An 11344-nucleotide genomic window follows, 5' to 3' on the forward strand; every position below is an offset into this window, starting at 1 on the left:
TTTTTTGATTTAATTTGACTTAAAGTAAAAGGTTTGTTGCATGTTATCTTTAAAACAAAATGGGCATACTTGCTTATTTAAACTAAGAAAAATGTTGTTGCCAACATTAATATCAGCGGGTGTGTTAGTGGTTTCAGCTTGTTCATCGTCTTTGAATGATAAAAGCGAGCAAGTATTTTTAGAAACACGCGCTGAGCTAATTGAAAAACTGTCGGCTCAAGACAATACTTTTTCAGCACTGCAAGCTCAAATTAACACGGACGACCCTGAAAGCGCTGAGTACTGGCGTTGGCGTATTGATCAATATTTATATGGTCAATACCCTGAGTATCAGCCAATTTATAATACTTATACTCAAGGCAAAACGTTTCAGCAAATATATGATTTACCACCAGAGCAGTTAGGCCCTAAAAAGCCTCAGCCATTGAATACGCCTGAATTACCCGATGGCTATTTTACCGAAAATTTACCCGGCAACCCTCACCATGGTTGGCATGATGTGGTAGATGATAAAGTTTATATTAGTTACCAAGGACAGTTAACCGACCCTTATGTTGCGATATACAATTTAAAATCTCAACAGTGGGATGGGCCAAATAAAGCAGCAGAAAGCACCTTATCAAAAGGCGAGCGTAAAATCGACAGCCATGGTCGTCCTATTATCGAGCTTGACAGTAAAGGGCATATCCATATTGTTTATGGAGGGCATGGTGGCGAGCGCGAAGATGGTTTAAATCCGCTCTCTATCGACACACCGCATGCGGGTGGCCGAATGTTACATGTTATGTCGGCAAAACCTTATGATATTAGTGAATTTGTTTATGTAAATGACATCACACCTTTTGCTTCGTACACCGCAAGCGAAAAAATGGCGAATGGCGATATTTACTTATTTACCCGAGCGGGCACACACAAGTCGCCTTGGGTATATTACAAAATGAAAAGTGGTGAACAAAGGTTTGAACCGCCTGTTGTGATTACCTGGCCAACACCACAAAAAGACAACCCAATTAACGTGGATACTTTTTACATTACCCCGTTAAAAATCTCCGACACCGAAATAGCCATCAGTTCATTGTGGCATGAATGTAATTTTAATGAAGTGCACAATAAAGAGAATTACGGCCGTATCAACAGCTATTACATGAAGTTAGATACCACAACGGATACTTTTTATAACGCGCAGCAACAAAAATTAACCTTGCCGATTACCTTGGCAACCGCCAATCAAAAGACTTTAGCTTTTGATTCAACTCAAAGAGAAGAAACCCCATTTGGCACATCCCCTATTATCCGTGAAGACAATGTTCCAGCTGTTGCTTATCAAGCTCGCACCAAAAATTATCGTGAATGGCGAATGACTGCATTTGAAAATGGCGAGTGGAAACACAGCCAGCCAATGCCAAATACCGTTAATAGAACACTGTTTGACAGCTCAAATCGCCAGATAGACAAAATTATGCGTTTAGAGATATTGGCGAATAACCCAAATAAAAATACGGCGTTAGTGATTTACAAAAACGCACAAGGTAAAAGCGTATTTGCCACGGCACAAAGACAGGACAACACAGTGCAAAATTGGCACGTAACTAAAGCGCATTTATCTTTGGCAAATACCAGACTTTCTATGGAGCCTATTAAAAATGAATCAGGTGATGTTGTGGCGGCTATCGTCAATATTAAAAAGGGTGCGGCGCAGCGTTTATATTTATGGCACGAAGGTCAGTTCCGCGCAAATAACCTGTTAGCAAATTAAATCGGTAATTACAAAAAACATAGCTTTAAAACTAACACAATCCTATGGGCACTCGGTATATGTATAAAACAATTTTTACAGTTTCGGTTTTGACGTTAGCGCTTGCAGCGTGTGGCGGAAATGGCAGTAACAAACAGGATGAGGAAACACAACTAAATAACCAACAAGGTAGTTTGAGTATTTCAGGTGAAGCCAAATATGGAGCCACGTTAAATGCTATTGTAAGCGATCCGGACGGCTTATCAAATTCCGAAAATATTAAATATCAATGGAAACGTGATTCAATTAATATCGCGGGTGCCAATAGCAAAAGCTATCAGATTCAAAAAGAAGATATAAATACACTTGTTAGTGTCTCAGTGAATTATGTAGATGATAAAGGATTTAACGCCAGCTTAAATACAGTGCAAACCACAAAAGTGCTGCTAGTTAATCTACCGGGCTTAGTAACTCTGCAAGGTAGTGCAAAACAAGGGCAGATGCTTGAAGCAAATTTGTCAGACGACAATAATGGGCTTGATGAGTCTAGCGTGAGCCTTGTTTGGTATGCAGATAGTAAAATCATTCCTAATAAAGACAGTAAAATAATCAAGCTTGAGCGGGATCAGGTCGGTAAAAAAGTATCGGTTGAAGTCAGCTATGTGGATGGCCATGGTTATTATGAAACGCTTGTCTCAGACGAGACAGCAGCGGTTGAAAAAATCGATAATTCTCAGGGTGTTTTATCGGTTACCGATGATGCAGGAAATAACCCAAGCTGGAAAGTGGGCACTAGTTTACAAGCCAATATTAGCGATTTAAATCAGGTTTTGGCTGAGGTGGATTATTATTGGTACCGGAATGATGACTTGATTTTTGAGAATAATCAAAGCACTTATACTATTTTGGCAGCCGATATCGATAAAAAAATCTCAGTTAAAGCTGAGTATGTTGATGCGGATGGTTATTCCGAGAGCGTATTCTATCAGAGCAGCCAAAACGTTAGCTCTGACCCTTCAGAGCCCAATCCTCAAAACTATCCAGTTGGCGATAAGCTAATTGGTAATAACCCTATAGATAGAGTCGAGGCGATATCCGAAGAGTCTTTTGAACATGGTGGTTGGAATGCAGGCACAATAAACGGAAACTATAACCCAGGGCATGACGCAAGCATACCTAAACAGTTCCGCTTTACACAATTTCAAAACCCAGACTCGTTTAAAGCCGAAACCAATGTTACCCGCTTGGGTGATTATTCGGCAAAACTATATTGGCAACACGGCGATCCGGGTAAATGGAATGATGATCCAAATAAAATAGATAATGTAGATCGCAAAGCAATGTTACATGGCCGCAATGCTAAAACAATTACGTCGACTTTTTGGCATGGTTTTAGTGTGTATTTCCCTAGTGATGAAATCCAACTTAAAGATGGCGAAAATCCTTTGTTTTTCCAATTACATGGCGCACCTGATTCCGGCGAACCAGGACGCCAACCGCCACTGGCATTGACCATGCAAACGGACGGGTTTTATGTTGGTTATGGCTGGGATTCGAGAAAATTCAACACATCGACTAGTGGTGAAGGCCGTGATAAATTTCAAATACCGGTAAACCTTGCAGAATATCAAGATCGTTGGGTTGATTTTGTCATTCAAGTTCGTGCTAACCCATTTGAAGAAAAAGGGTTTATCAAAATTTGGATTGATGGAAAACAAATGGCCGATCGCACCAATATCCAAATTGGTTACAATGACGACAAAGGGTTATATCCCTCTTGGGGCTGGTATTTTACAGGTACTATTAACGTTAACCGTGACACTGATGGGACTATGTATTTAGATGAAATTCGTCATGTTGAAGCGGATGATGCAAGTTATTACGATGTTGCGCCAGGTTATTTTTCACTCATAAAGGAATAAAAAGGAATAAATATGCAAAGTATGTTATCAGCGCAATTTGCAAATAGACTTTATGCCATTTTAGCATTGCTTATTATGAGCAGCTCGGCTTTTGCAAACAGTGACTATAAAGTGAACGAATCTTTTGAAGCGGGTGGTTGGAACGCCGCAAGCCCGAGAGGGTTTACCCCCGGATTGAAAAAAGATTTAGCAAAAAACTTTATGTTTAATCAGCTACAAGCTGATCACGCATTTGAGTTAGAAGATAAGATTGTGCGTAGTGGTAAATATGCAGCCAAACTGGTTTGGAAGCACCAAAATCCAGCCGCTTATAACGGTGACAAACAGAAAATAGATAATGTGGATCGTAAAGCCATGTTCCACGGCTTTAAAACCGATACCGTAATGGGAGCAGAAGCTTGGTTTGGGTTTAGTTTTTATTTTCCAAGTGACGGCACGCAAAATGAACTTAACGACTGGTTATTTTTTCAAATACATGGCAGTGCCGATAAACGTTTAAAAGAACATTCACGTAATCCACCATTTAGTATTACCCTAACCGAAAATGGCTTGCGTGGTAGCTGGAAATGGGACCCAGATGAAAACAGCGTTACGCGAACAGGAAAAGGCACCCAAAAATATACTATCCCAGGTGCTAAAAGCACTTATTTAGATCGATGGGTTGATTTTGTCCTACATGTGAAAGTGGATTACTCCAATGCAAAAACTGGTTTAATAGAGCTTTGGGTCGATGGCAAAAAAGTATTAAACAAACATAATATTCAGTTTGGGTACAATGATGACAAAGGCATATATCCTTCATGGGGTATGTATTTTAACGGCGATTTGAGTGTCATGAAAAATGATCATTATTTATATCTTGATGCCATTAAAATGGCTGACTTCCCTAATGCTAATTATGATGATGTTGCACCGGGTGTAAATAAGCTGAATTAGCGATAATAACTTGCTGCTCGACTTATCGCAGGTGTTAATATTTGCGATAAGTTGTAGCTGATATCTGATTTTATAATTTTAACGAATAGGTGTTTATTTCATCTGGCAGGCCGTTATGAGCGAATAGCGGAACTTATTTAGCTTTTAGCAGACAGCCAGCTTTCAGCAGACAGCCAGCTTTCAGCCCAAAAATTGACACAAATTCGATTTTAAAATATTGATCAATTCAGTACGCTAGATCAAACGGGCTGCGCGCGTAGCCAAATTTAGAACCGATAACATGCGTATAAATTTCCGTTGTTTTTACATCATTGTGCCCAAGCAGTTCTTGAACCGTCCTAATGTCAGCGCCAGAACGCAGTAGCTCAGTTGCAAAGCTATGTCTAAAAGTATGTGCCGTCACTCGTTTATGTATGGCTGATTATTTGACTGCTAGCCTGAGTTGTTTTCGAAAAGCAGTTTCGTGAATATGATGGCGACAAATGTAGCCATCTTGTGGATGCGCACAGCGAATACTAGATGGGAAGATATATTGCCAAGCAGTATCTTTGGCCGCAGATTTGTATTTTTTGATCAAACTGATAGGCATTGAAGCAAGACCAAAACCATCTTCTATATCTTGTTGATGCAATTGCTTAGCTTTTTCAATTTGAGTCTGTAAAAAGACAATTAAATTTTCGGGCAACAATGTACAGCGATCCTTATTCCCTTTACCACGGAAGACAAAAATACTTTTGTTATGAAAATCAATGTCTTTAATCCTTAATCTGAGTACCTCACTTATTCTTAAACCGGCACCAAATAACAAACTGGCTATAATTCGATACTTACCCGACAGATTAGAAATAATTAACATAGCTTCTTGGGTACTTAATACCGTAGGGATGGTTTTTTGTCTTTTGGTAAAAGAATATGCAAGATCATTAATTTCTCTTTTAATCACATACCTATACATAAATATGATTGCACAAAGTGCTTGATTTTGAGTAGCTGCACTGGTAATACACCCTAAAAATAACTGACGTCAAAAGTAGAATTTTCTCGTAACATAAACGCAGGAGATTCTGCATGAAAACATCAAAATTTAGCGACAGCCAAATCCTGGCAATTTTAAAACAAGCGGAAGCCGGTGCGCCGGTTCCGGAGCTATGCCGCGAGCATGGCATGAGTTCGGCTACCTTTTATAAATGGCGCGCCAAGTTTGGCGGCATGGATGCGTCCATGATGGCCCGATTAAAAGAGCTGGAAACCGAAAATGCACGGCTTAAAAAGATGTATGCCGAGGAGCGACTAAAGGCTGAAATCCTCAAAGAGGCCATCGAAAAAAAGTGGTAAAGCCGTCGCGCCGACGGGAGTTGGCGCAAAAGGCGGTGCAAAACCATTCCATTGCCATCAAGTTAGCGTGTTCCTTGTTTGGGATTAGCGAAACCTGTTATCGCTATCAGGCCAAACTGAGTGACGAGAACGCGCTAGTTGCTGACTGGCTGCTTTGGCTAACGACAACTCACCGCAGTTGGGGCTTTGGTATGTGTTTTTACTTTTTACGTAATGTGAAACGTTTTGGCTGGAACCATAAGCGGGTGTTGAGGATTTATCGGGAGCTGGAGCTTAATCTGCGCATAAAGCCTAAGAAGCGCTTAAAACGGGATAAACCTGAAGCACTTGCTGTGCCTGAGTCGATAAACCAGTGTTGGTCTATGGATTTTATGCATGACCAGCTTGTTGATGGCCGCAGCTTCAGGCTACTCAATATCATTGACGATTTTAATCGTGAGGGTCTGGCGATTGAAGTAGACTTCTCGCTGCCAGCTGAACGTGTTGTCCGCACTCTCAATCAAGTTATTGAATGGCGTGGAAAGCCCAGGCAAATCCGCAGTGACAATGGCCCGGAATATATCAGTGCGTTATTGGCTGAGTGGGCTGAAAAACATGATGTTGAACTAAAATTTATCCAACCAGGCAACCCACAGCAAAATGCTTATGTGGAGCGGTATAACCGCACCGTTCGCTACGAATGGCTGAACCAGTATTTATTCAGCAGTATTGCCGAAGTGCAAGATCATGCGACAGAATGGCTATGGTTTTACAACAATGAACGACCAAACAAGGCAATTGGTGGCATACCACCGAAATACAAACAGGCTTTAATAACGCAACCTTCTACTTTTAGCGTCAATTAAAAATGGGTGTATTACCCACTGACTTGCCGATTAACAGCAAGATGATTTAAAAAACGCTCGATTTCTGCATTTCCCATATCCTGTGGATGTTTATAGTCGTTAAAGCGAATAAAAGTACGAACCCAATGCAAATAAGCAACTCGACTGTAACCAAAGACAAGCAGACCCTGACTTTGCCCCAGCATGGGACTAGAGATCCAGTATACCAAAGCTTGGTTATTATTTAGTCAGTTTTATGGCGATTGAATGAACTTATACAACAAGGCTACTCTTTTGCTTGTTTTGAATTAATATAGGGTTTTATTCTTTATTTTAAAATCTACAAATTTTTTATGCTGACTAGACGCAATTTAATTTTAGGTGCAGGTTAGCTGGCTTTTTTAGGATTGTCCAAAAGTGTTTTTGGTAAAATCTCGCAAAATAGTTTGACTGATAAAGTGTTTGCTTACGGTGCACTAAACAAAGATCCGCATCGTTTGTTAGATTTGCCATATGGTTTTAGCTATCAGATTATCTCCCTGCTTGATGAAAAAATGACAGATGGCTTACCGTACCAGATAAAGCCGACGGTATGGGCTGTATCCCGCTGGATGAAGAGCGCGTGGCACTGATACGTAACCATGAATTGAAACCGAGTGATTTAGCTAACGCAGAAACGAGTATTAAACATCATAAAACGGCGCATGCTTACGATACGAATAAAGAGAGCATTGCACTACCGGGTGGCACCAGCAATATTATTTATAATGTGAAAACGAGACAGAAAGAACAAGAATTTTTGTCATTAGTGGGTACGATCCGAAATTGCTCCGGTGGTGTCACCCCATGGGGCACTTGGCTAACCTGTGAAGAATCTGTACTTGATCAAAATTCAGGTGTGGGCAAGTCTCATGGTTTTGTCTTTGAGGTACCCGCCAATGTAATGGGCTTGATTAAAGCAACGCCATTGCCAGAATTAGGCCGCTTTAGTCACGAAGCGGCTGTGGTTGACCCTAACACAGGTATTGTTTATTCAACCGAGGATAGAGGCGATAGATTATTTTATCGCTTTACCCCAAAAGAATATGGTCATTTGCACATAGGTGGTCAATTACAGGCCATGGTGATAAAAAACAGGGCGCAGTTTGATACACGCAATTGGCAATCGAATAATATGCCCATTCAACAATGGTTTGAAACCAAGTGGATCAATATTAACGCTCCTTTGAGCCCGAATGATGATTTACCCAAGCAAAGTTATCAAAAAGGCGCGGCGCTTTTTGCGCGTGGTGAAGGGATTCATTGGGGCGATAACGAATTGTATTTTTGCTATACAAATGGTGGTGGCAAACAACTTGGGCAAATTATGCGGTATCAACCATCTGTCAACGAGGGGCAAGCGACCGAAAGCAAACAGCCCGCGCGAATACAGTTATTTATGGAGAGCCATCAGGCCGATTTTTATAACTTTGGTGATAACTTAACCGTAGCGCTGAATGGACACCTAATCGTATGTGAAGAACAATATACAGACGAGGTGAACAATCACCTACGCGGCGTTACACCAGAAGGGCGAGTTTATGATTTTGCCCGCTTAACTGCAAGGACCGAGCTCGCGGGGGCTTATTTTTCACCAGATGGCCAAACCCTGTTTTTGAATGTCTATGCGCCAGCTAAAACCTTAGCCATTACCGGTCCTTGGGCTAGCTTTTTAGAATAGAAGCCAGCCTAAGACCTTAACTAGATAAGTTTTTTATTGGTCATTGGTCAGGTGTTGTGCAGCCGTACTCGGCTGCCTAAATATCTTTATTTTATAAGATAACAACCAGCTTTGCCCCTGTTTAAAATGCTGATCACCAGCGAATAAAAATGCAGGACTCATAAAGGGCATATTTTTGGATATATACCAAGCTTCAGTTTGTTTTGTAACTGAGGTTTGGTTTTTGGATATTTGTACCCCGCCGTTATCGCCACCATAATAGAGCCAGAGAAAATCTTTGCCGTGGATCTGTTTAGCTAAAGTATTCTGCTGATAGCTAAACTGCCAATGTTTTTTAAGCTGAGGTGCAAAGCGCCATGATAAACCTGCGTAACCGCCATACCCACGTCCATCTTTTTCACCAATAATCGGAGTCCGTGATAAATGCACATCTGCTAACGCGTTAAACTCCGCCTGCCAGCTAATATTGATTGGGGTTTCTTGTTTTGGCGCAGAAACTTGAATCAAACGATTTTCTATAATCACAGAGCGTCCGTTAATTTGGTAGCTAAGTGATTGTTTAATGATGGCTGAGCCGTCTGTGTTTAGTGTTAGCTTTGTACTTGTTAGTTGAGTGCTACCCTCTGACATGCCTGTACTTTTATTTTCTTCCCAAAAATTTGTTCCATTAATCAACTTAAAAGAAAACCATAAACCTTTATGCCAAGGGTGTTCATCAGAATCGGGTTGATGACGGGTGATTAACGTGCCATCGGCTAAATAAATAGGATGAAAAAAAGGTTTGTCGAATTTACGCTTGTAGTTAAATTGCCAAATAACGGCGTCATTGTCGTCCAACAGCGTTAGTTTCCCTGGGTGTTGCTGCCAGCTGGTGGCGTATGCCGATAGACTTATTAAGTGCAGCAACGCAAAAGACAGAAGAATAGATAATCTGACAAAATGCCTATTTAACATGGTTAAGGGCTCCGGTGACAAAGAGTAAACCATCTAATAAATGGGTTTGCATCCTTTTATTAAAATAAGTTTCGCCATGATGGCCAAGTCCAGTATAAAAAGAACGGCCACCATCATAATGATGAAACCAAGCGATGGGGTGATGTTCGCCATGAATTTTTTTACCCTCATAACTAGATTCATCAACGGTTAAAATGTCGATGCGATTTGGGTTAAGATTAATAAAGTTGTACCACTCATCGGTCAAAATAAATGAAGCAGGTAAACGGTTGATAAAGTGTTCTGACGTTTTGATTTTATTGAGGCGTGCGGCTTGAATTTTGGGGTGGCTTATAAAAGTGCCACCAACAAGTTTTACAAACCATGGCCAATCAAGTTCACACCAAGCGCTAGCATGTACCCCCATAAAACCACCGCCGGCTTGTATATACGCTTTAAACGCTTGGCGTTGAGCCTTGTTAAATAGATTGCCTGTCGTGTTTATAAATACTATAGCATCATAATTTGCTAGTTTTTCAGCCGTAAACTCAGCTGAATTTTCGGTTTTTTGTACACTAAATTGATATTGTTTGCCTAATGCCTCAAACGACTCTATGGCCTCTTTGATGGATGCGTGCCTGACTTTAGTTGTTTTACTAAACAAAAGCAGATTTTTGCCCGTCAATAATTTAGCGATATCATTGGTCTCTTCAGCATGGGCTATGCCCATCAAAGTAAAAAATACAATTAAAACGGAAACTATCGTGCGCATTAGAGGCATACGAGCAATCATTTTTTAAAGCCTTGTTGTAAAATAGTTACAGATATCTAATATTTTAAGTTAAAAATATACTAATGTTCGTTTAAAATATACTGATATTAATTTACTGGTAAATATTAAACATGAAAGACATTGATAAAGTGGCTCGATATTTTAGCCAAAGCGGAGTGCTACACGCAGATAACTGTAACCAGTTAGCGAGCGCAGCGAGAGCAAAAAAGCTAACTATGAATGCTATTTCGCGTCGTGCTTATCCGGGTCAGCGTTTAGCGGATCATGCAATGCCCGGGTTATTGTCGTTTGGTGTTTGGGATTGCCGCAAAATGCAAGATTGGCATCTTACCCCGCACCGAAACGAAGGGGTTGAGATCACCTACTTGGCAAAAGGAAGCTTGAATTTTACCGTCGATGAAAAAAATTATTTATTGAGCAAGGGGTCTGTTAGTGTGACAAGGCCTTGGCAAAAGCATAGTTTAGGTGCACCTCAACTTGGTTACTCAAAATTGTTTTGGTTGATAATTGACTTAAACGTGCAAAAGCCAGATGACCAATGGCAATGGCCATCCTGGGTGGTGTTGGATGTTAATGAGCTAGCGTGTTTAACCAATTATTTGCAACATACAGAGCAACATGTTTGGATGGCAAACCAAAAAGTACAATCAATATTTAAAAACCTTCACGCGTTGCTTATCAAACAAACTGAGCAGCCGCAAAGTTATTATTCTTTAATTACGTTAAGTATTAACGAGTTATTGCTGGCGTTGCTTGACTTATTAAAAAGCCAACCAAGCCGCCTTAACAATCATTTATCGTCAAAAACCTATACAGTAGAGCGTTTTTTGCAAGCCCTACCCGAAGTCTGTGAGCAAGCATGGGATTTATCACAAATGGCTGATGAGTGCGGGTTAAAACGCAGCCAATTTAGCGAGTATTGCTATCAATTAAAAGGTATGTCACCCATAGATTATCTAACATACTGCAGAATTGAATTAGCCAAGAATTTACTCACCGAATCTGTCGGTTCAGTTACAACCGTAGCGTTTAAAGTTGGCTTTAGTAGTAGCCAATATTTCGCCACTGTGTTTAAAAAGTTAGTGGGTGACACGCCAGCTAACTTTAAAAAGTCGATTGGTACTTAATCATCACATATAACCACCA

At 40.5% G+C, this 11344-nt stretch carries 10 protein-coding genes and 1 pseudogene; 6 read left to right on the forward strand and 5 right to left on the reverse strand.

What is annotated here, in order from left to right; genetic code table 11:
* Nucleotides 1–40 precede the first annotated feature (40 nt).
* Genes OLW01_RS14490 through OLW01_RS14500 form a run of 3 tightly spaced genes read left to right on the forward strand, consistent with a single transcriptional unit; the run spans nucleotide 41 to nucleotide 4593 of the window.
* Nucleotides 41–1756 carry a BNR-4 repeat-containing protein gene (locus OLW01_RS14490; RefSeq protein ID WP_268076651.1) on the forward strand — a complete coding sequence of 572 codons (1716 nt, stop codon included), beginning with the start codon at nucleotides 41–43 and terminating at the stop codon, nucleotides 1754–1756.
* 59 nt (nucleotides 1757–1815) lie between these two features.
* A complete protein-coding gene (locus tag OLW01_RS14495; protein ID WP_268076652.1) occupies nucleotides 1816–3657 on the forward strand; it encodes a heparin lyase I family protein in 1842 nt (613 codons plus the stop codon).
* Between the two features lie 12 nt (nucleotides 3658–3669).
* Nucleotides 3670–4593, forward strand: a complete 924-nt coding sequence (locus OLW01_RS14500) for a heparin lyase I family protein (protein ID WP_268076653.1) — start codon at nucleotides 3670–3672, stop codon at nucleotides 4591–4593.
* A gap of 226 nt (nucleotides 4594–4819) precedes the next feature.
* Here the strand turns inward: OLW01_RS14500 and OLW01_RS18435 are convergent, their stop codons facing one another.
* Both OLW01_RS18435 and OLW01_RS14505 read right to left on the reverse strand, forming a co-directional pair.
* Nucleotides 4820–4996 (reverse strand): tyrosine-type recombinase/integrase, encoded by a 177-nt coding sequence (locus OLW01_RS18435; RefSeq protein ID WP_326498605.1) that lies wholly within the window; start codon nucleotides 4994–4996, stop codon nucleotides 4820–4822.
* A gap of 18 nt (nucleotides 4997–5014) precedes the next feature.
* Nucleotides 5015–5548, reverse strand: coding sequence for a tyrosine-type recombinase/integrase (locus OLW01_RS14505; protein WP_326498606.1), 534 nt, complete (start codon nucleotides 5546–5548; stop codon nucleotides 5015–5017).
* A 113-nt stretch (nucleotides 5549–5661) separates the two neighbouring features.
* On the opposite strand from OLW01_RS14505, the gene OLW01_RS14510 reads away from it, so the two are divergent.
* Nucleotides 5662–6773, forward strand: a protein-coding gene (locus OLW01_RS14510; RefSeq protein WP_268074538.1) for an IS3 family transposase whose coding sequence is annotated in 2 segments (ribosomal slippage) — nucleotides 5662–5923 and nucleotides 5923–6773 — 1113 coding nt in all. Because the reading frame shifts where the segments join, the coding sequence is not laid out codon by codon here.
* A gap of 11 nt (nucleotides 6774–6784) precedes the next feature.
* Here OLW01_RS14510 and OLW01_RS14515 read toward each other — a convergent pair.
* Nucleotides 6785–6958 carry a phage integrase N-terminal SAM-like domain-containing protein gene (locus OLW01_RS14515; protein ID WP_268076654.1) on the reverse strand — a complete coding sequence of 58 codons (174 nt, stop codon included), beginning with the start codon at nucleotides 6956–6958 and terminating at the stop codon, nucleotides 6785–6787.
* A 186-nt stretch (nucleotides 6959–7144) separates the two neighbouring features.
* Between OLW01_RS14515 and OLW01_RS14520 the strand changes: the two are divergent.
* Nucleotides 7145–8472 (forward strand): annotated as a pseudogene (locus OLW01_RS14520) (alkaline phosphatase PhoX).
* Between the two features lie 33 nt (nucleotides 8473–8505).
* Here OLW01_RS14520 and OLW01_RS14525 read toward each other — a convergent pair.
* Entirely contained in the window at nucleotides 8506–9426 is a 921-nt protein-coding gene (locus OLW01_RS14525) for a DUF6807 family protein (RefSeq protein ID WP_268076655.1), read from the reverse strand.
* Entirely contained in the window at nucleotides 9416–10198 is a 783-nt protein-coding gene (locus OLW01_RS14530; protein WP_268076656.1) for a ThuA domain-containing protein, read from the reverse strand. The genes OLW01_RS14525 and OLW01_RS14530 overlap by 11 nt, the downstream gene beginning before the upstream one ends.
* A gap of 110 nt (nucleotides 10199–10308) precedes the next feature.
* On the opposite strand from OLW01_RS14530, the gene OLW01_RS14535 reads away from it, so the two are divergent.
* Nucleotides 10309–11325: an AraC family transcriptional regulator gene (locus OLW01_RS14535; protein ID WP_268076657.1), complete on the forward strand. Its 1017-nt coding sequence runs from the start codon at nucleotides 10309–10311 to the stop codon at nucleotides 11323–11325.
* Nucleotides 11326–11344: the final 19 nt, after the last annotated feature.

It is taken from the genome of Catenovulum adriaticum, assembly GCF_026725475.1.
GTDB classification, from domain to species: Bacteria; Pseudomonadota; Gammaproteobacteria; order Enterobacterales; family Alteromonadaceae; genus Catenovulum; species Catenovulum adriaticum.